The sequence below is a fragment of the Frigidibacter sp. ROC022 genome, from assembly GCF_024723735.1.
GTDB lineage: Bacteria > Pseudomonadota > Alphaproteobacteria > Rhodobacterales > Rhodobacteraceae > SLM-1.
This window is the reverse complement of the sequence record NZ_JANQDU010000005.1, coordinates 89,842-108,988: the sequence shown is the minus strand read 5'-3', so window position 1 is coordinate 108,988 and position 19,147 is coordinate 89,842. Positions and strand designations below refer to the sequence as shown.

Sequence of the window (19,147 nt, the reverse complement as noted above, 5' to 3'; positions counted from 1 at the left end):
CGGTGACGGCTGCCGCCGGTTCAGGACCAGCGGGACCATGGCTTAGGGAAACGACTGACAGCATGAAGATCACTTTCCATATCGGGGCACATCGCACCGACGGTGACCGGCTGATGCGCTCGCTGATGCGCAACAACCAGAAACTGGCCGCCGAGAACATCTTCATTCCCGGACCATCGAAATTCCGCGACATCCTGCGCGACGTGGCCACGAGGCTGAAGGGCGAACCGGCCAACGAGGAAACGCTGGACCTGATCCTCGACACGATTCTCGACACCACCGAGGCCGATCACGTCGTGCTGAGCTACGAGGCCTTCATGTGCGGTGCGGCGATGATCATGGCGGGCGGCAGCTATTATGCCCGCGCCGACCGCACTGCCTGGCTGCGCAACTGCTTCCCCGGCCATGAGGTGCGCTTTGCCCTGGGCATCCGCAACCCGGCCACCCATGTCCCGGCGGTGTTCGAGGGGATGAAGGGCAAGACCTTCGGCGAATTCATGATGGGCGTCGATCCGCTGGAACTGAAATGGTCGAAGCCGATCGCCCGCATCGTGGCGGCCAATCCCGACTGCCCGGTGATCGTCTGGTGCAACGAGGATACGCCGCTGATCTGGCCCGAGGTGATCCGCCAGGTCGCCGATCACGACCTCGAGACCAAACTCCGGGGCGGTTTCGACATCCTGTCGCAGATCATGGAGGCCGAGGGGATGAAGCGGCTGCGCGCCTATCTGAGCAGCCATCCGCCGCAGAACGAGGTTCAGCGCCGCCGGATCCTCGCCGCCTTCCTGGACAAATATGCCAAGGACGAGGAGATCGAAGAAGTCATCGACGTGCCGGGCTGGACCGCCGAGCTGGTCGAGGCGATCACCCGGACCTACGAGGATGACCTGAAGCTGATCGCCGATCTTCCGGGGGTGACCTTCATCGCCCCCTGACCAGGCTGCCGGGCGCCGGGTGCCGGTCGACCGGTGCCCCCGCGTTGACCGGCAAGGAGATGACCGGATGGCCTCAGACCCGCAAGACAGCTCCATTCCCGGCCCGGCGCCGATCGACGCCCGGCTGCCGGTGCTGGACGCCGGTCTGGTGCGGCGGTTGATCGCCGGGCAGTTTCCCGACTGGGCCGGATTGCCGGTGCAGGCGATGCATCCGCAGGGCCATGACAATCGCAGCTTCCGGCTGGGCGAGGCGCTGCTGGTCCGGCTGCCCTCGGCGCAGCGCTATGCCGGGCAGGTGGCGAAAGAGCAGCACTGGCTGCCGATCCTGGCTGCGGGCCTGCCGGTGGAAATCCCGCAGCCGGTGGCACTGGGCCGCGCCGCCGAGGGCTATCCTATCGACTGGTCGATCTATCGCTGGCTGCCGGGGCGGGTGCTGGCGCCGGGCGACGATCTGAGCCGGCTGGCCGGGGATCTCGCGCGGGTGTTGCGTGCCCTGCAGGGGCAGCCGGTGGCAGGGGCACCCGCCGCGGGGCCGCAGAACTTCCATCGCGGCGGCGATCTGCGGGTCTATGACGCCGAGACCCGGCGCTTCGCCGGGACCTTGCCCCGCGGCCACGACCGCGATGCGGTGCTGGCGATCTGGAATCGGGCGCTGACCACTTCCTGGCAGCACGCGCCGGTCTGGCTGCATGGCGACCTGGCGCCGGGGAACCTGCTGATGCGGGACGGCCGGCTCGCCGCGCTGATCGACTTCGGCAACTGCGCTATCGGCGACCCCGCCGCCGACCTGGCCCTGGCCTGGAGCCTGCTCGACGCCCCGGCCCGCGCCGCCTTCCGGCTGGCGCTGCGCTTCGACCCCGCAACCTGGGAACGGGCCCGGGGCTGGGCGCTGTGGAAAGCCCTGTCGATGCTGCACGAAGGCCCCTGCCCGGCCGCCGAAACCTGCCTGGCGCAGCTTCTGGCCGAAGCGGACCCGGACGCGGGCGGCTGAAATGCCGCCGGCGCGATCACATGCCCAGGGCGGCCTTGTACATGTCCAGAATCGCTTCCTCTTCCGCGATGTCGTCCTTGTCGCGCTTGCGCAACGCGATGACCTTGCGCATCACCTTGGTGTCGTAACCCCGGCCCTTGGCCTCGGCCATGACCTCTTTCTGGGCGTCGGCGATGTCCCTCTTCTCGGCTTCGAGACGCTCATAGCGTTCGATCAGCTGGCGCAATTCGTCTGCGGTGACCTGGTAGCTGCCGTCGGGCGTGGAGGGCATGTCGGACATGAACGGTTTCCTGGCATATATGATAGGCGAGGCCCTGTCCTAGCCTCCGCCCCGTCGCCCTGCAAGCCCCGCGAGGCGCCGGAGCGGACGCATGGCCGCTCTTGCATTCGCGGCCCCGGGCGGCTAGGCGGCGCCGCAATCACCGGCGAGCCGAGACAGCAACCGAGAAGGGCCGAACGCCATGGAAGAAGCGACCGATCCCGTGACCGACGCCCTGCAGGGCGCCAGCATGCACCCGATGCTGATCATCGGCGTTGCGCTGACCCTGATCGGCCTGGCGGTGCTGATCTGGTGCATCATCCGGGCCTTCGGCCTGCGCCGCATGGCCCTGCCCGAGCCCGAGGCCCGCGCCGCCCTGGCCCGGCTGGTGCCGATCAACCTGGCGGCGCTGCTTCTCTCGGCCATGGGGCTGATCCTGGTCGTGACCGGGATCGTGCTCAGCTAGGTCAGGCGGTGCGCCGCAAACGGCGCACCGGCCTGCAACCCGTCCGGATCAGTTCCAGCAGGAGACCAGCACGGTCATGTCCCGCGCCCGCGTGGTCAGGACTTCCGGCGCGATGTCGCCCGCCGGTTCGGCCGCCACCGGGGCCAGCCCATGTTCGGCAAGGAACCCGGCCAGAGTCTCGGCGCTCAGCGCGAAGGCCGCGTCGTCGGGCAGCACCTGGCCGTCGTTCCGCGGCGGCAGCAGCAGCCCCATCACCGCGCCCGAGCCGTCGAAGACCGGCCCGCCGGCATCGCCCGGCGTCACCTTCAGGCTCAGCCGCGTGACCCGGCTGTCGCCATCCAGCCCCTTGAGATCGGCCAGTTGCCCGAAGGTCAGGACCGCCGCGCCCAGGCGCCCGTCATAGGCATAGCCCGAAACCGCGATCTCCGATCCCAGCCGCGGCTGGCCCGGCTGCAGGCGGCCGAAGTCGATCGGCACCAGCGGCTCCTTCGCCTGCAGGACGGCGACCCCGAGATCGGCATCGCGGGCCAGGACCTCGACTTCCAGGTCGGTGTCCAGCGTCACCCGCTCGCAGGAGGCCACGGCATCCGCCGAGGTCAGCACATGGCCCTCGGCATCGAAATAGAAGCCCGAGCGCGACACGTCCGGGCGGCGAATCTCCAGCCCGGCCAGAAGGTCGATGTCCTGCGCCCCGCCGTCCCCGGCGGTATCGGGCAGCACCGAGTCGGGCATGACCTCGAACGAGGACCGCATCGCCGACAGCACCAGGTCGCGGCGCTTGGCGTCGCCCTGCGGCCAGATCAGGATGAACCCCTTGACGTTGCCGGCCTTTGTCAGCCGCGCCTCGGCATGGCTGATGATCTCGGCATTGGCGCCTTCCATCTCGAAGGATCCTTTGTGGCGCTGGCGCGGCCCTTCCAGCGGCATGATCTCGAGCGTCTGCAGGATGTCGTAGAGCCCGAACAGCGTGCTCTCGTCGCCGGCCTGCGAGATCAGGATCACCTTCACCGCCGAGCCGTCCCTGGAATCGTAATGCACGAAGGGCGGTTGATCGGCACCCTTCTCGACCAGCGCCATCGGCAGGTCCACCGAGATCCCGGCAGTGTTGTCGCGCACCGGGCGAATCCCCAGGCTCGCCAGCACCGCCTGGTAGTCGCCGACCAGTTCGTCGCGCTGCATGGTGGTCAGCACCCCGGTTTCCTCATAGCCCTTCAGCGCCTGCCAGGCGGCCATCGCGGCCCGCGTGCCGCGCCCGAAGGCCCCGTCGATGCCGGAGTTGTAGACCCCTTCCCATTGCAGGGCGATCTGGATCAGCTTGCGCTCTTCCCGGCTCAGCGCCGCTTCCGAGCGGCGCGCCTGGGCCGGGGTCTCGTCGGCGGGCGGCGGCGGTTCGACGACCACCTCCGGCGTCGGTTCGGCCACGGCGACCTCATCCCCGGTGCCGGGCGTCACCGCCTCCGGCAACGGCGTGGACAGCGAGGCGCCACCCACCGGCCAGAACTGCTGGGTATAGGCCGAACCGTCATGCAGATAGCTGTCCGCCGGGATCAGCCGTTCGGACCGCAGGGCGCGCAGCTTCTGCGCCGCCTCGGCCTCGGTGAACGGACCCAGGGCCACGGCATACCAGCCCGAGCGCAGGCGGAACCCCTCGACATCGGGGAACAGCGCCGCATAGGCACGGGCCCGCCTTTCACCGTCGCTCAGCGTCGGATGCGCCTCGATCTGAACCCAGGTCTTTCCCGTGCTCTGGGCCATTGTCTGCGTCGCAGCGAAGGTGGCGGTGAAAAGGGAGAAAACGAAAGCGAGTGCTGCGGCCAATCTGCCCATATTGTCTCGGATGTCCTGTTTCGCTTGAAATACCGGGCCACCCTACCCGCGCCGAAAAGCCGATGCACGTCAAAAGCACCGCGCGGCAATTGACCCCGAACCGGCTGTTGCATAAGGAGAACGCGCCCTCCGACAGCAGCAAAGACAGGCTGGACCCCATGGCCGATACCGTGACGCTTCCGCGCAGCTTCCAGGAAATCATCCTGAGACTGCAGGCCTACTGGGCCGCGCAGGGCTGCGCGGTGCTGCAACCCTATGACATGGAGGTCGGCGCCGGCACCTTCCATCCGGCCACCACCCTGCGCGCCCTCGGCAGCAAGGGCTGGGCGGCAGCCTATGTGCAGCCCTCGCGGCGCCCCACCGACGGGCGCTATGGCGAGAACCCGAACCGCCTGCAGCACTACTACCAGTATCAGGTCATCATCAAACCCTCGCCACCCGACCTGCAGACGCTCTACCTGGGCAGTCTCGCCGCGATCGGCATCGACTCGGAACTGCATGACATCCGCTTTGTCGAGGATGACTGGGAAAGCCCCACCCTGGGTGCCTGGGGCCTCGGCTGGGAGGTCTGGTGCGACGGCATGGAAGTCAGCCAGTTCACCTATTTCCAGCAGGTCGGCGGGCATGACTGCCACCCTGTCTCGGGTGAGCTGACCTATGGTCTGGAGCGGCTGGCCATGTATGTGCTGGGCGTCGATCACGTCATGGAGATGCCCTTCAACGACCCGCAGTCCCCGACCCCGCTGAGTTACGGCGACGTGTTCCGCCAGACCGAAGAGGAATACTCGCGGCACAATTTCGACGCCGCCGATACCGAGAAGCTGCTGGGCGATTTCCAGCGCGCCGAGGCCGAATGCGCCAGCCTGCTGGCCGCCCCGGCCGAGGATCCCAAGACCGGAAAGCGCATCATCATGGTGCATCCGGCCTATGACCAATGCATCAAGGCCAGCCATCTGTTCAACCTGCTCGACGCCCGCGGCGTGATCTCGGTCACCGAACGGCAGGCCTATATCAGCCGGGTCCGCGCCCTGGCCAAGGCCTGCGCCGACGCCTTCCTGCAGACCGAGGCCGGCGGGTGGACAGCGTGACCGCCCCCTCGGCCCGAGGCAACGGCGGCCTGAACCGATGACCGGCAAACTTACAGCAGGAGCAATCGTCATGGTGTCCCTGATCGCTGGCGCCGCGATCTACTGGTTGCAGGTCTATGGCTATTACCGCGACGTGGCGGCCACCGACGCGGCGGCGCAGATCCGTCTGGTCTCGGTCGCCACCGGGGAGCCGGAAGAGATCGTCACCGACAATTTCCAGGGCATCGACGCCGACAGCTCGCCGCTGCGGTTCCGGGCCTGTTTCGAGACGCCGACCAGCCTTGCCACCCTGACCGAGACCTATGAACTGGCCGAAGACCCGGTGCCGCTGACCGGGCCGGGCTGGTTTTCCTGCTATGACGCCGAGACGATCGGCGAGGCGCTAGAAAGCGGAGAGGCGCTGGCCTTCGTCTCGGAACGCGCGATCCATCCCGGCGTCGACCGGATCGTGGCGATTTTTCCCGATGGCCGCGGCTATGCCTGGCACCAGCTTGAACCCGAACTCGCCGAATGACCCTTTCTCCCTGCTGCGCCGCGGCGCAGCCCTGACCGACCGGACCGACAGCCCATGCCCGACCTCCTGATCGAACTCTTCTCGGAAGAAATCCCGGCCCGGATGCAGGCCCGGGCTTCGGACGACCTGAAACGGCTGATGACCGACGGGCTCGTCGCCGCCGGGCTGACCTATGACTCGGCCGGCGCCTTCGCCACCCCGCGCCGGCTGGCGCTCTCGGTCGAGGGGCTGACGGCGCGCTCGCAGACCGTCCGGGAAGAGCGCAAGGGCCCCAGGGTCGGCGCCCCCGAGGCCGCCATCGAGGGCTTCCTGCGCGGTGCCGGCGTGACCCGCGACCAGCTGACCGTCAAGGACACCGGCAAGGGCGAGGCCTGGTTCGCGGTAGTCGAGAAACCCGGCCGCGAGGCCGCCGAGATCATCGCCGAGGTGCTCGAGGCGACGATCCGCAACTTCCCCTGGCCGAAGTCGATGCGGTGGGGCGCCGGCACGCTCCGCTGGGTCCGGCCGCTGCATTCGATCCTCTGCCTGCTCAGCGACGAGAGCGGCGCGACGGTGGTGCCGCTGAGCCTCGACGGGCTGACCGCCGGCGACACGACCGAGGGCCATCGCTTCCATGCGCCGGATCGCTTTTCTGTAACATCCTTCGATGATTACAGGGCGAAGTTGAAGCGCGCCTACGTTCTGCTTGACCCAACGGAACGCGCGGAACATATCTGGCACGACGCCAGCCAGCAGGCCTTTGCCCAGGGGCTGGAACTGGTCGAGGACAAGGGCCTTCTGACCGAGGTCGCCGGGCTGGTCGAATGGCCGGTGGTGCTGATGGGTGCGATCGATGAAAGCTTCCTGGGCCTGCCGCCCGAGGTGCTGCAGACCTCGATGAAGGAACATCAGAAGTTCTTCTCGGTCCGCAATCCGAAGACCGGCCGGATCGAGAAATTCATCACCGTCGCCAACCGCGAGACCCGCGACCACGGCGCCACCATCCTGGCCGGCAACCAGAAGGTGCTCTCGGCGCGGTTGTCGGATGCGAAATTCTTCTATGACAATGACTTGCGGGTGGTCCGCACCGAGGGTCTGGAAGGCATGGCGAAGGGCCTCGCCGATGTCACCTTCCACAACAAGCTGGGCAGCCAGGCCGAGCGGGTGCAGCGGATCGAGGCACTGGCCCGCGAGATCGCCCCTCTGGTCGGCGCCGCCCCCGATCTGGCCGCCGAAGCGGCGCGCATCTGCAAGGCCGACCTGCAAAGCGAAATGGTCGGGGAATTCCCGGAATTACAGGGGCTTATGGGGCGCTATTACGCCACCGAAGCCGGCCATGACGACGGCGTGCCGGAAGCCTGCGAGATGCATTACAAGCCGCTCGGCCCCTCGGACGAGGTGCCCAGCTCCCCGGTCTCGGTCGCCGTCGCGCTGGCCGACAAGATCGACACCCTGACCGGCTTCTGGGCGATCGAGGAGAAGCCGACCGGCAGCAAGGACCCCTTTGCGCTGCGGCGGGCCGCCCTGGGCGTGATCCGGTTGGTGTTGGAGAACCAAGTTAGAGCAAGCATTCAACCTTTGCTTACGCGCTTGGTAGTTATTCATTACCTGAACTCACGACTCGGAGAAGTCGAGACAGCGCAGGTTAGCTTGAGAGACGTGCAATCCGGCGAGATCACCAAAGAACTGGCGGCAAAGAAGACAATCGAAATCCTAGGAACCTCGGTTCCGGAGGCGGTCGCCGATGAACTATCAGCAAGAGCAACGGACCTCCTCGCCTTCTTCCACGATCGCCTGAAAGTCTATCTCCGCGACCGCGGCATCCCGCATGACGTCATCGACGCCTGCCTCGCCATGCCGAACAACGACGACCTGACCCTGCTGGTCAAACGCGCCGAAGCGCTGGCCGCCTTCCTGAAGACCGATGACGGCGAGAACCTGCTGCAGGGCTTCAAGCGCGCCAACAACATCGTCAGCCAGGCCGAGGAAAAGGACGGTGTCGAATATTCCTATGGCGCGGACATCAAGTTTGCCGAGGATGCCTCTGAAAAGGCGCTGTTTTCCGCCCTCGACGCCGCAGAGGAGAAGATCGCTCCGGCGATGCAGGCCGAAGACTTCTCCGCCGCCATGGAAGCAATGGCCGCGCTACGCGCGCCGCTGGATGCCTTTTTCGAGGCGGTGCAGGTCAATACCGACAACGAGGTGCAGCGCCGCAACCGGCTGAACCTGTTGAACCGGATCCGCCGGCTCTGCCTCTCGGTCGCCGATCTGACCCGGGTCGAAGGCTGAGCCGGCGCAGGGGGGCTCTGCACCCCCGGCCTGCGGCCGCCCCCCGGGATATTTGCAAGGTAAAGCCGGAAACACCCTGCCCGAGACCGGACAGGGTGCCGCTTCACCTGCGGTCATCGGCGTCCCCGCCTGTACCGCCGATCCAGATTGGCGCGGCAGGGTTAAGAAATCCCTTCCGGCTTTACCTCGGAAATATCCTCCGGGGTGCGGGGGTGGAAAACCCCCGCGGCTGCCCGCCCCGCGCTACAGAAGCCCGCGGCCGGCCAGGTTTTCCATCAGCGCCCGGATCCCGAAGGTCCATTCCCGGCATTCGGTCGAGAGCCGCACCGTGTTGACCAGCTGCCCCAGCCCGGGGCTTTCGATCCGCACCAGATCGCCGAGCTTGTGGGTGAAGCCCTCGCCCTCGACATCGCGATCCTCGGTCGGTGCGAACAGGGTGCCGAGATAGAGCATGAATCCGTCCGGATACTGGTGATGCCGTCCGCAGCATTGCCGGGCCAGATCCTCGGGGTCGCGGCTGATCTCGGACATCGAGCTGTGGCCGGTCATCTCGAACCCGTCCTCGCCGGTCAGGGTCAGGGTCAGCTCGGCCCGGCGCACGTCGTCCAGCGTGTAACCGCTGTCGAACAGCCGGATCAGCGGGCCCAGCGAGGCGCTGGCGTTGTTGTCCTTGGCCTTCGAGAGCAGCAGCGCCGAACGGCCCTCGACATCGCGCAGATTGACGTCATTGCCCAGGCAGGCACCGACGATGCGCCCGGTCGAAGCCACGGCCAGCACCACTTCCGGTTCCGGGTTGTTCCAGTTCGAAATCGGATGCAACCCGACCTCGGCCCCCGGCCCGACGGCGCTCAGCACCTGGGCCTTCGAGAAGATCTCGGCATCGGGACCGATCCCGACCTCGAGATACTGGCTCCACAGTCCCTCCTCGATCAGCGCCTTCTTGACCACCTGGGCCTCGGGCGAGCCGGGGGTGATGTTGCGCAGCGAGTCGCCGATGATGATCCCGACCCGCTCGCGGATCGCCTCGGCGCGCTTGGGATTGCCGCCGGCCTTCTCCTCGATCACCCGCTCGACCATCGACCGCGCGAAGGTCACGCCGCAGGCCTTCACCGCCTGCAGGTCGCAGGGCGCCAGGAAATGCACCGCCTCGGGATTGCCGGGCTCGGCCGCCGCGATCTCGTCCAGCGTGCCGATCACTTCGCCCGGCGCCGAGCGCACCCAGTCCTCCGGTTCCGGCAATTCGCAGACATCGCGCACCGTGGGCGCGTGCGGGCCGGTGATGTCCACCACCTCGCCGCCCCGGATCGTCACCACCGAAGGGCCGATGCCGGGCCGCCAGACCCGCCCGACCCAGCTTCCGCGCCGTTCTTCCTCGTTCAGCCAGGTCACATCACCGCTCCGATCTGCCAGGGGACGAATTCGTTGTCGCCGAGGTTCAGCACCTCGGACTTGCTGTGTTCTCCGGAGGCCACGGCCAGGATTTTCTCCAGGATTTCAGTGCCTTTCGCCTGCAGGCTCACACCCTGGCTGACCACGTCGCCACAGTTGATGTCCATGTCGTCGGGCATCGCCTGATAGAGCCGGTCGTTTGTCGCCAGCTTGATCGTCGGCGCCGGTTTCGAGCCGAAGGCCGAACCGCGCCCGGTGGTGAAGACCACCAGCTGGCAGCCGCCGGCGATCTGGCCGGTGACCGAGGCCGGGTCGTAACCCGGCGAATCCATGAAGACGAAGCCCTTCTCGGTGACCTTGGCCCCGTAGTCGAGCACCTGGGTCAGCGGGGTCGATCCGCCCTTGGCCGCGGCGCCCAGCGATTTCTCCAGGATCGTCGTCAACCCGCCGGCCTTGTTGCCCGGCGAGGGGTTGTTGTCCATCGAACTGCCATGGATGCGCGTGTAATCCTCCCACCAGCGGATCCGCTCGATCAGCTTCTCGGCCACGGCGGGGCTGGCGGCACGGCGCAGCAAGAGCTGTTCGGCACCGTAGATCTCGGGCGTCTCGGCCAGCACCCCGGTGCCGCCCAGACCGACCAGCATATCGGTGGCGACGCCCAGGGCCGGGTTGGCGGTGATCCCGGAAAATCCATCCGATCCACCGCATTGCAGGGCGACCTTCAACTCCGAGGCATCCACGGTCTCGCGCCGCGCCCGGTTCACCTCGGGCAGCAGCTCCTTCACCGAGTCGATGATCCGGGCGATGGTCCGGGTGGTGCCGCCGGTCTCCTGGATCGTCAGCCCGTGGAACCGGTCCGAGCCGGTCTCGTCGAACATCTGCTTCATCCGGGCGATCTGCATCATCTCGCAGCCCAGCCCGACAAAGATCGCGGCGCCGATGTTGGGATGGGTGGCATGGCCCCAGAGCACCCGCTGCAGATTGCCGAAGCCCGGCGAGGCGACATCCATGGCGCAGCCGGTGCCATGGGTGAAGGCGACCACGCCATCGACATTAGGGTAGTCCTTCAGCATCCCCGAGAGCATGATCTCGTCGGCGGCGCGGCGGATCACCGTGGCCGAGCAGTTCACCGTGGAGATCAGCGCGATCATGTTGCGGGTGCCGACCTGGCCCTGGCGGCGGTAGCCCTGGAAGCTGCGCGGCGCCATCTGCGGAATCGCCGCCCGCGCCGCCTCCAGATCGACCCCGATCTGGTAATCCTGCTCATGCGCGCCGAAGGCGCAGTTGTGGGTATGGACATGGGCGCCGATCGGGATGTCCTCGGTCGCATAGCCGATGATCTGGCCGAACTTGGTCACCGCGTCGCCCTTGGCCAGCGCCACCCGCGCCAGCTTGTGCCCCGGAGAGACCGGCCCGGCCAGCGCCACCCCGCTGCCCAGCGGTTGCTCTCCCGCTTTCGCGCGTTCGGTGACGATGGCGACGGAATCGCCCGGTGACAGTATGATCGGCGCAGGCATGTGGTCCTCCTCGGCTGCGGTGGCAGCATAGGCGGGCTCTGGTAGGACGAAAAGAGGGATCAGCGCAGGTTCAGCCGCAAAGCCAGCCCCGCGGCGAAGGGCAGCAGCGCCAGGGCGCCAAGGCTGATCGCCGCCAGCAGCGCCAGCGGGGTGCTCACCGCCTGCCCGGCGGCACCGCGGATCACCGCCAGGGCACCGAAGACCAGGGTGGGCACATACATTGGCAGGACCAGCAGCGACATCAGCAGCCCGCCGCGCTTCAGCCCGACGGTCAGCGCCGCCCCGAAGGCCCCGATGGCGCTCAGCGCCGGGGTGCCGAGCGCCAGCGACACCAGCAGCCAGAGATAGCCCTCGGGCGCCAGGTTCAGCAGCAGCCCCAGCACCGGCGCCACCGCGATCAGCGGCAGGCCGGTGACCAGCCAATGCGCCAGCATCTTGGCCAGCGCCACCGATTCCAGCGGCAGCGGCGAGGTCGCCAGAAGATCCAGCGTGCCGTCCTCCCAGTCCAGCGCGAACATCCGGTCGAGCGACAACAGCGCCGACAGCAGCGCCCCGACCCAGAGCACGCCGGGCGCGATCAGTCCCAGCACCTGCACCTCGGGGCCGACCCCCAGGGGCACCAGCACCGCGACGATCAGATAGAAGGCCAGGCCGAGGCCGAAACCGCCGCCGGCCCGCACCGCCAGACGCAGGTCGCGGAGGATGAGCGCGATCACCAGCCGTCTCCGAAAGCGTCCGCGGCCTGGGTCAGGGCGCGGAACGGGCGCAGGTCGAGATCGCGGCCCGACAATCCCAGATCGACATGGGTGGCGATCACCGCCGCGCCGCCGCCCGCCAGATGGCTCTCGACCACCCCGGCAAAGGCGCCGACCGAGGCGCTGTCCAGGGACACCGTCGGTTCGTCGAGCAGCCAGAGCGGCCGCCCCGCCAGAAGCAGCCGTGCCAGGCCCAGCCGTCGCTTCTGCCCGGCCGAGAGGTTGCGCGCCGGGCGGTCGGCCAGGGCCCCGAGGTCGAAGGCCGCCAGCGCCGCGTCGATGCCGCCGCCGCCCATCACCCGGGCCCAGAACTGCAGGTTCTCGGCCACCGTCAGCTGCGCCTTGATCCCGTCGAGATGCCCGGCATAGACCGCCTCGGCCCCGCGCAACTCGCCGGCCAGCACCGGCTGCAACCCGGCCAGCGCCCGGATCAGCGTGGTCTTGCCGCAGCCGTTCGGCCCGCGCAGCACCAACGCCTCGCCCTGCGCCACGGCAAAGGACAGCCCCTGCAACAGGGTCACGCCGCCGCGCCCGACGCTCAGTTCCTCGGCCTCCAGCAGCGCGTTCATCCGATCTTTGCCTTCCAAATACTCTCGGGGGTCCGGGGGCAGACAGCCCCCGGCGCCGCCCTTCTAGCCGCCACTCTCGGCCTTCTTCTGCCAGCGGCCGCCGCTCTCGGCCCAGTAGAAGGCCCGGGCCCCGGCCCCGGTCAGCAGCCGCCACTGGCCCCGCGCCACCTCGACCGCCTCCGGATCGTTGCCGTCGAAGAGAACACAGGCGCGTTCAACCTGCTCCAGATCCTCGACCCCGACCTCGGCACCGTCGACCGCCATCAGGAAGGCCGCTCCGTTGGCCCGCTCGCGGCCGCAGGTCAGCAGCACCGGCTGGTCGGCATCATGCGGTCCGCCGTCGCGCCCATGCGGCAGGAAAGCGTCCCGCGCCCCCAGCCAGAGCCGTTCGTCCAGCCAGTCGAGCCGCGCCTTGTCGCGGCCCCGCACCACCACCCGCTGGCCGCGCTCCAGCGACTTTTCCAGCAGCATCGGCAGGGTCACCTCCACCGGGCTGTCGGTCAGATGGTAGAACCAGGCCTCGCCCACGGCGGCTAGCCCCGCTTCCCGGTCTTGCCCTCGGGCCGCGGCTCGTAGCCGGTCTCGATCAGACGGTTCAGCGCCAGCACGCCCCAGCCGGTTGCCCCCTTGGGCGCCAGGTCGGTGCCGTTCTTGACCGAGGCGACCCCGGCGATGTCGAGATGGATCCAGGGCACTTCCGGCTTGACGAAGCGGTTCAGGAACATCGCCGCGGTGATCGAGCCGCCGGGCCGCCCGCCGACATTCTTCATATCGGCGATATTCGACTTGAGCTGCTTGTCCAGCGCCGGCGACAGAGGCATCCGCCAGGCGCCTTCGGCCTCGGCATTCGCAGCTTTAAGAAAGTCTCCTACGAACTTGTCATTGTTGGAGAAAACGCCAGCGAACTCATGCCCGAGCCCGACGATGATCGCGCCGGTCAGGGTGGCAAGGTTGACCATGCCGACCGGCTTGAACCGCTCCTGCGCGTACCAAAGGACATCGGCCAGGACCAGCCGTCCCTCGGCATCGGTGTTGATGATCTCGACCGTGTCGCCCTTCATCGAGCGCACCACGTCGCCGGGCCGCGTGGCCCGCCCGTCGGGCATGTTCTCGACCAGGCCGACCAGGCCGACGACATGCGCCTTGGCCTTGCGCAGGGCCAGGGCCTTCATGGTGCCGGCCACGGTGCCGGCGCCGCCCATGTCCATGGTCATGTCTTCCATCCCGCCGGCGGGTTTCAGGGAAATCCCGCCGGTATCGAAGACGACGCCCTTGCCGACCAGCGCGAAGGGCGCCCCTTCGGCGCCTTTCCACTGCATGACCACGACCCTGGTCGGGGTCTCCGAGCCCTGCCCGACCGACAGCAGCGTCCGCATCCCCAGTTTCTCCAGCGCCGGCTCGTCCAGCACCTCGACCTCGACGCCGAGCGCGGTCAGTTCCTCCAGCCGCGAGGCGAATTCGGTGGTGGTCAGCACATTGGCCGGTTCGTTGACGAGGTCGCGGGTCCAGAACACGCCGGCCGCCAGAGCCCGGGCCCGTTCGACCGGCGCGGCCAGCGCTTCGGGGTTCGAGACCAGCATCCGGACGCCCTCGGGCGGATCCTCCTCGGCGGTCTTGTGGGCGGTGAAGGCATAGCTGCGCAGCATCACGCCAAGCGCCAGGTCCGCCGCATCACGGCGGTTGCCCGCCAGCAGGGTCAGCGCCTTGCCCGAGGCTGCCTTGGCGATGGCGGCCCCGGCCTTGCGCGACGCCTCGACCCCGGCCCGCTTCGGCAGCCGCGCCAGGATCACCGCCTCGGCCTCGATTCCCGGCGGGAAGGACAGCGTCATCGCCTCGCCCGGTTTCAGCTTGCCGAAGACCTCGCTGGCCACCGCCCGTTTCAGCCCGCCCCGCATCGCCCGGTCCAGGCGCCGTTGCAGCGGCGACAGCGTCTCGCCGGCCTCGGCGATCAACGCCAGCCGCCCCGGCGCTTTCAGAAGGGTTTCGGCCTCGGCCGGCAAAAGGTCCAATGCGATCAGGTCGGTCATTCTATCCTCCAAGCGGTGATCCGCCGTTCGCTCCAAGACCTACGACAGGGTCCCTGTCTTGGCCAGATACCAGTTTTCGCGCCGCGCCGGAGCGGATAAGCTGCGCCCAACGACTGTCCGGAGGAGCCATTGCCCAGATTCGACCGCTATCTGCTGGGCCAGTTCATGGTTCTGTTCGGCTTCTTCTCGCTGATCCTGGTCTCGATCTACTGGGTCAACCGGGCGGTGGCGCTGTTCGACCAGCTGATCGCCAACGGCCAGACCGCGATCGTGTTCCTGGAATTCACCGCGCTGAGCCTGCCCAACGTGATCCGCATCGTGCTGCCGATGGCGGCATTCGCGGCCACGGTCTATGTCAGCAACCGGCTGGCCTCGGACAGCGAACTGGTGGTGGTGCAGGCCACCGGCTACAGCCCCTGGCGGCTGGCACGGCCGGTGGTGGTCTTCGGGCTGATCGTGGCGGCGCTGATCTCGGTCCTGACCCATTTCCTGGTGCCGGCCTCGATCCGGGCCTTCAACGCGAGGCAGTCGGAGATCAACCAGAACGTCACCGCCCGGCTGCTGACCGAAGGCCAGTTCCTGCACCCGGCGGACGGGATCACCTTCTACATCCGCGAGATCACCCGCGAGGGCGAACTGCGCGACATCTTCCTGTCGGATGCCACCTCGGACAGCCAGCGCACCACCTATACCGCCAAGCGGGCGCTGCTGGTGCGTTCGGACACCGGGCCGAAGCTGGTCATGTTCGACGGCATGGCCCAGACCCTGCGGCTGCATGACGAAAGCCTGGCGATCACCCGGTTCACCGATTTTTCCTATGATATCGGCGCCCTGATCAAATCCACACCCTCGACCCGGCGCTCGGCCCGCGAGATGCCGACCTTGACGCTGCTGTTCCCCGACCAGGCGGCGATCGACGAGACCGGCGCCACCGCCGGGCAGCTGCGCTACGAGGGGCACGGCCGGATCAGCCAGGCCCTGCTGGCGCTGGTGGCGGCGCTGACCGGATTCTCGGCATTGCTGGTCGGGGGCTTTTCGCGCTTTGGCCTCTGGCGCCAGATCCTGGGCGCCATCTTCGCCCTGATCGTGCTGAAATCGCTCGACAATGCCATGGCCGGGCTGGTGCGGCGCGATGGCGATCTCTGGCCGCTGGCCTATGTGGCCAGCCTGGCCGGGCTGGCGATGTCCACGGTGTCGCTGTGGGTCGCGGCGCGGCCGGCGCTGTTCACCCGCCGCGGACGCGCCGCCGTGGAGCATGGTGAGGCGCTGTCGTGACGCTGCATCTCTATTTTGCCCGGCGATTCCTGACGGTGTTTCTCGGCACCTTCCTGACCTTCGCCGCCATGCTGGGGCTGATCGACATGCTCGAACAGATCCGCAGCTTCGACATGGCCGATATCGGCTTCGTGGAGGTGCTGCGGCTGACCTTGCTGAACCTGCCGGCCGGGCTGGCCCGGATATTGCCACTGATCACCATCCTCGCCTCGGTGATCCTGTTTCTCAACCTGGCACGGACTTCGGAACTGGTGATCAGCCGTGCGGCGGGCCGTTCGGCGCTGTGGTCGCTGACCGCGCCGGTGGCGGTGGCGGCGATTCTGGGCGTCCTGGCGGTGGCCGGGCTGAACCCGATCGTGGCGGCGACCTCGAAGCAATACGAGGTGCTGGCCAACAGGTTCAATCCGCAGACTGCCTCGGTCCTGTCGCTGAGCCAGGGCGCGCTGTGGCTGCGTCAGGGCGGCGCCGACGGCCAGACCGTGATCCGCGCCTCCGATTCCAGCCTCGACGGCACCGAGTTGAAGTCGGTCACCTTTCTGGGCTTCGACCCCGATGGCAGCCCGGCCTATCGAATCGAGGCCGACCGGGCGCATCTGGCCGATGGCGCCTGGCAACTGACCGGCGTCAAGGAGTGGCGATTCGACGACAGCATCGCCAATCCCGAGCGCGAGGCGGTGCGCACCGACAAGATGGTGCTGGAATCGGATCTCACCGTGGACCGGATCCGCGACAGTTTCGGCACCCCCTCATCAATCCCGATCTGGGACCTGCCCCGGTTCATCCGGCAACTGGAAGATTCGGGCTTTTCGGCGCGCAGCCACCGGGTCTGGTTCCAGATGGAGCTGAGCCTGCCGGTGCTTCTGGCCGCCATGGTCATGGTCGGCGCCGGGTTCACCATGCGACATGTGCGTTTCGGGCATTCGGGTGTCATGGTGCTGCTGGCATTGATGATGGGCTTCGGCGTGTATTTCATCCGCAACTTCGCGCAGGTTCTTGGCGACCGGGGCCAGATCCCGGTGGAACTGGCGGCCTGGTCGCCTCCGGTGGCCGCGGTTCTGCTGTCGCTGGGCCTGCTCTTGCATCTGGAAGACGGCTGATGCGGTGTCTGGCGGCCATCTCGCTGTATCTGGCGTTGAGCCTGGGCCTCGCGGCCCCGGCCATGGCGCAGGGCGGCGCCTCGGTCGAGACCGAGCAGGGGCCGGCGGCGCTGATCGCCGACCGGGTCCGGGTCGAGGGGGCGGCACGGCTGGTGGCCGAGGGTTCGGTGGAGGTGATCTATGGCAGTGCCCGGATGCGGGCGAGCAGGATCAGCTTCGACCGGGCGACGGGCAAGCTGGTGATCGAGGGGCCGATCACTCTGGTCGAGGGCGACAGCGTCCTGATCCTGGCCGATGCCGCCGAACTGGACGCGGATCTTCGCAACGGCATCCTGAGCTCGGCCCGTCTGGTGCTGGACCAGAAGCTGCAACTGGCCGCCGCGCAGGTCCGCCGGGTCGAGGGCCGCTATACCGAACTGTCCAAGACCGTCGCCTCCTCCTGCCAGGTCTGTGCCGACAATCCGGTGCCTCTCTGGTCGATCCGGGCCCGCCGCGTGGTCCATGACCAGGAAGCCCGGCAGCTCTATTTCGACGATGCCACCTTCCGGGTTCTCGATCTGCCGGTGCTCTGGCTGCCGCGTCTGCGCCTGCCCGATCCGACCCTGAAACGTGCGACCGGCTTCCTGATTCCCGACCTGCGCAGCACCAGCCTTCTGGGCACGGGACTGAAGGTGCCCTATTTCATCGCCCTGGGCGACAGCCGGGACCTGACCTTCACGCCCTATGTCTCGGCCCAGACCCGGACGCTCGAAATGCGCTATCGGCAGGCGTTCCGCCGCGGCCGGATCGAATTCGAGGGCGCGCTGAGCCGCGACACCCTGCTGCCAGACCTGACCCGCGGATACCTCTTCGGCCAGGGCCGTTTCGACCTGCCCCGCGATTTCCGCCTGAGCTTCGCGGTGGAATTGACGACCGAGACGGACTACCTGCTGGACTACGGCTATTCGGATGCCGACCGGCTGACCTCGTTCCTCCGCGCCGACCGGATTCGGCGCAACGAGCGAATCGTCGGCCGCCTGATCAACTTCCGCACCCTGCGCGACAGCGAGATCCCGATCGAGGACACGCTTCCCTATTTCCTTGGCAGCGCGACCTGGGAAAAGCGGTTCCCCGGTCTGGCGGGGGGCGAAGGGAGCTTCGCCCTGACCCTGCAGGGCCACCAGCGGACCTCGGACGTCGATATCGACGGCCGCGACGTGGTCCGGCTGGGCTTTCAGGCCGGATGGCGGCGAAGCGAAATCTTCGGGCCCGGGATCGAGGCCGAGTTCGAGGGCCGCCTGACCGCCGATGCCTATTCCGTCAGCCAGGACAGTACCTACCCCGGACGGTTCTCTCTGGTCACGCCGGCCCTGGGCTTGACCCTGCGCTGGCCCCTGGCGCGCACCACCGCCGGTGGCGCGACCTCGGTGCTGGAGCCGCTGGCGCAGGTTGCCTGGTCAAAGAGCTACGGGACCTTGCCGCCCAACGAGGACAGCGCCCTGGTGGAATTCGACGAAGGCAACCTGCTTTCGCTGAACCGCTATCCGGGTCACGATGGGCAGGAGACCGGCCTGCGCGCGGCGGTCGGGCTGAAATGGTCCCATTTCGCCCCCCAGGGCTGGTCGATGGGGGCCACGGTGGGACGGGTGTTCCGGAGCCAGGCGGATTCGGGCTTCACCGCCTCCAGCGGGCTCGACGGAAGTTCCTCGGACTGGCTGCTCGGGTTCCGGCTTGGCATCGGCTCGCGCCTCGGGCTGAGCAGCCGCACCCTGCTGGATGACAGTCTCTCGGTCACGAAATCGGAAACCCGGCTGACCTATTCCGACACGAAACTGAACCTGGGCGCGAGCTACATCTGGCTGATCGCCGATCCCGATATTGGCCTGGACAGCCAGACGAACGAAGTCACGCTGGACGGCTCCTACAAGCTGGGACGGAACTGGACCGGCCAGTTCGGCATCCGCTATGATGCCGAGGTCGATCGCGCCGCCTCGGCCAGCCTCGGCCTGGCTTACAGCAACGAATGTGTGACGTTGGATCTTTCCCTCTCGCGTCGCTTCACCTCCTCGACTAGTGTGGAGCCGACCACCGACGTGGGCCTGAAAGTGGCACTGAACGGGTTCGGCAACGACGGGCGTATCGACCGCGGCTCCTGCGCACGCTAGGTTGACGCCGGGGCCGTGGCTTGAAT

At 67.7% G+C, this 19,147-nt stretch carries 17 protein-coding genes; 9 read left to right on the top strand and 8 right to left on the bottom strand.

Going from position 1 to position 19,147, the window contains the following annotated elements; all coding sequences use genetic code 11:
• Positions 1–62 precede the first annotated feature (62 nt).
• The gene (locus NUW50_RS18840) at positions 63–935 is read left to right on the top strand and encodes a hypothetical protein (protein ID WP_258290725.1); all 873 of its coding nucleotides are present in this window, start codon (positions 63–65) and stop codon (positions 933–935) included.
• A 67-nt stretch (positions 936–1,002) separates the two neighbouring features.
• Positions 1,003–1,926: an aminoglycoside phosphotransferase family protein gene (locus NUW50_RS18835; RefSeq protein WP_258290724.1), complete on the top strand. Its 924-nt coding sequence runs from the start codon at positions 1,003–1,005 to the stop codon at positions 1,924–1,926.
• A gap of 16 nt (positions 1,927–1,942) precedes the next feature.
• Here NUW50_RS18835 and NUW50_RS18830 read toward each other — a convergent pair whose 3' ends face one another.
• Positions 1,943–2,206, bottom strand: coding sequence for a DUF2312 domain-containing protein (locus NUW50_RS18830; RefSeq protein ID WP_258290723.1), 264 nt, complete (start codon positions 2,204–2,206; stop codon positions 1,943–1,945).
• Positions 2,207–2,387: 181 nt separating this feature from the next.
• On the opposite strand from NUW50_RS18830, the gene NUW50_RS18825 reads away from it, so the two are divergent.
• Entirely contained in the window at positions 2,388–2,651 is a 264-nt protein-coding gene (locus NUW50_RS18825) for a hypothetical protein (protein ID WP_258290722.1), read from the top strand.
• 48 nt (positions 2,652–2,699) lie between these two features.
• Here NUW50_RS18825 and NUW50_RS18820 read toward each other — a convergent pair whose 3' ends face one another.
• Complete coding sequence (locus NUW50_RS18820; RefSeq protein WP_258290721.1) at positions 2,700–4,406, bottom strand: serine protease; 1,707 nt, start codon at positions 4,404–4,406, stop codon at positions 2,700–2,702.
• A gap of 230 nt (positions 4,407–4,636) precedes the next feature.
• Here NUW50_RS18820 and NUW50_RS18815 point away from each other — a divergent pair, with 230 nt between their 5' ends.
• The 3 genes from NUW50_RS18815 to glyS all read left to right on the top strand — a co-directional run bounded on the left by NUW50_RS18815 (position 4,637) and on the right by glyS (position 8,348).
• Positions 4,637–5,566, top strand: coding sequence for a glycine--tRNA ligase subunit alpha (locus NUW50_RS18815; protein ID WP_258290720.1), 930 nt, complete (start codon positions 4,637–4,639; stop codon positions 5,564–5,566).
• Positions 5,567–5,636: 70 nt separating this feature from the next.
• Entirely contained in the window at positions 5,637–6,080 is a 444-nt protein-coding gene (locus NUW50_RS18810; RefSeq protein WP_258290719.1) for a DUF6446 family protein, read from the top strand.
• Between the two features lie 54 nt (positions 6,081–6,134).
• Positions 6,135–8,348 carry a glycine--tRNA ligase subunit beta gene (gene glyS / locus NUW50_RS18805; protein ID WP_258290718.1) on the top strand — a complete coding sequence of 738 codons (2,214 nt, stop codon included), beginning with the start codon at positions 6,135–6,137 and terminating at the stop codon, positions 8,346–8,348.
• A 243-nt stretch (positions 8,349–8,591) separates the two neighbouring features.
• Here the strand turns inward: glyS and NUW50_RS18800 are convergent, their stop codons facing one another.
• The 6 genes from NUW50_RS18800 to NUW50_RS18775 all read right to left on the bottom strand — a co-directional run bounded on the left by NUW50_RS18800 (position 8,592) and on the right by NUW50_RS18775 (position 14,605).
• The gene (locus tag NUW50_RS18800) at positions 8,592–9,737 is read right to left on the bottom strand and encodes a fumarylacetoacetate hydrolase family protein (RefSeq protein ID WP_258290717.1); all 1,146 of its coding nucleotides are present in this window, start codon (positions 9,735–9,737) and stop codon (positions 8,592–8,594) included.
• The gene (locus NUW50_RS18795) at positions 9,734–11,254 is read right to left on the bottom strand and encodes a UxaA family hydrolase (protein ID WP_258290716.1); all 1,521 of its coding nucleotides are present in this window, start codon (positions 11,252–11,254) and stop codon (positions 9,734–9,736) included. Before NUW50_RS18795 ends, NUW50_RS18800 begins: the two co-directional genes overlap by 4 nt.
• Before the next feature lie 59 nt (positions 11,255–11,313).
• The gene (gene ccmB, locus NUW50_RS18790; RefSeq protein ID WP_258290715.1) at positions 11,314–11,970 is read right to left on the bottom strand and encodes a heme exporter protein CcmB; all 657 of its coding nucleotides are present in this window, start codon (positions 11,968–11,970) and stop codon (positions 11,314–11,316) included.
• Complete coding sequence (gene ccmA, locus NUW50_RS18785; RefSeq protein WP_258290714.1) at positions 11,967–12,578, bottom strand: heme ABC exporter ATP-binding protein CcmA; 612 nt, start codon at positions 12,576–12,578, stop codon at positions 11,967–11,969. Before ccmA ends, ccmB begins: the two co-directional genes overlap by 4 nt.
• A gap of 63 nt (positions 12,579–12,641) precedes the next feature.
• Positions 12,642–13,106: a DNA polymerase III subunit chi gene (locus tag NUW50_RS18780; protein WP_258290713.1), complete on the bottom strand. Its 465-nt coding sequence runs from the start codon at positions 13,104–13,106 to the stop codon at positions 12,642–12,644.
• Positions 13,107–13,111: 5 nt separating this feature from the next.
• Positions 13,112–14,605 carry a leucyl aminopeptidase gene (locus NUW50_RS18775; RefSeq protein ID WP_258290712.1) on the bottom strand — a complete coding sequence of 498 codons (1,494 nt, stop codon included), beginning with the start codon at positions 14,603–14,605 and terminating at the stop codon, positions 13,112–13,114.
• A 129-nt stretch (positions 14,606–14,734) separates the two neighbouring features.
• Between NUW50_RS18775 and lptF the strand changes: the two genes are divergently transcribed.
• Genes lptF through NUW50_RS18760 form a run of 3 tightly spaced genes read left to right on the top strand, consistent with a single transcriptional unit; the run spans position 14,735 to position 19,121 of the window.
• A complete protein-coding gene (gene lptF, locus NUW50_RS18770) occupies positions 14,735–15,880 on the top strand; it encodes an LPS export ABC transporter permease LptF (protein WP_258290711.1) in 1,146 nt (381 codons plus the stop codon).
• Complete coding sequence (gene lptG / locus NUW50_RS18765) at positions 15,877–16,977, top strand: LPS export ABC transporter permease LptG (RefSeq protein ID WP_258290710.1); 1,101 nt, start codon at positions 15,877–15,879, stop codon at positions 16,975–16,977. Before lptF ends, lptG begins: the two co-directional genes overlap by 4 nt.
• Positions 16,977–19,121 carry an LPS-assembly protein LptD gene (locus tag NUW50_RS18760; protein ID WP_258290709.1) on the top strand — a complete coding sequence of 715 codons (2,145 nt, stop codon included), beginning with the start codon at positions 16,977–16,979 and terminating at the stop codon, positions 19,119–19,121. Before lptG ends, NUW50_RS18760 begins: the two co-directional genes overlap by 1 nt.
• Positions 19,122–19,147: the final 26 nt, after the last annotated feature.

Coding starts and splice junctions, on each gene's coding strand:
- NUW50_RS18840 (WP_258290725.1), top strand. CDS start 63: ATGAAGATCACTTTCCATATCGGGGCACATCGCACCGACGGTGACCGG.
- NUW50_RS18835 (WP_258290724.1), top strand. CDS start 1,003: ATGGCCTCAGACCCGCAAGACAGCTCCATTCCCGGCCCGGCGCCGATC.
- NUW50_RS18830 (WP_258290723.1), bottom strand. CDS start 2,206: ATGTCCGACATGCCCTCCACGCCCGACGGCAGCTACCAGGTCACCGCA.
- NUW50_RS18825 (WP_258290722.1), top strand. CDS start 2,388: ATGGAAGAAGCGACCGATCCCGTGACCGACGCCCTGCAGGGCGCCAGC.
- NUW50_RS18820 (WP_258290721.1), bottom strand. CDS start 4,406: ATGGCCCAGAGCACGGGAAAGACCTGGGTTCAGATCGAGGCGCATCCG.
- NUW50_RS18815 (WP_258290720.1), top strand. CDS start 4,637: ATGGCCGATACCGTGACGCTTCCGCGCAGCTTCCAGGAAATCATCCTG.
- NUW50_RS18810 (WP_258290719.1), top strand. CDS start 5,637: ATGGTGTCCCTGATCGCTGGCGCCGCGATCTACTGGTTGCAGGTCTAT.
- glyS (WP_258290718.1), top strand. CDS start 6,135: ATGCCCGACCTCCTGATCGAACTCTTCTCGGAAGAAATCCCGGCCCGG.
- NUW50_RS18795 (WP_258290716.1), bottom strand. CDS start 11,254: ATGCCTGCGCCGATCATACTGTCACCGGGCGATTCCGTCGCCATCGTC.
- ccmA (WP_258290714.1), bottom strand. CDS start 12,578: ATGAACGCGCTGCTGGAGGCCGAGGAACTGAGCGTCGGGCGCGGCGGC.
- NUW50_RS18775 (WP_258290712.1), bottom strand. CDS start 14,605: ATGACCGACCTGATCGCATTGGACCTTTTGCCGGCCGAGGCCGAAACC.
- NUW50_RS18760 (WP_258290709.1), top strand. CDS start 16,977: ATGCGGTGTCTGGCGGCCATCTCGCTGTATCTGGCGTTGAGCCTGGGC.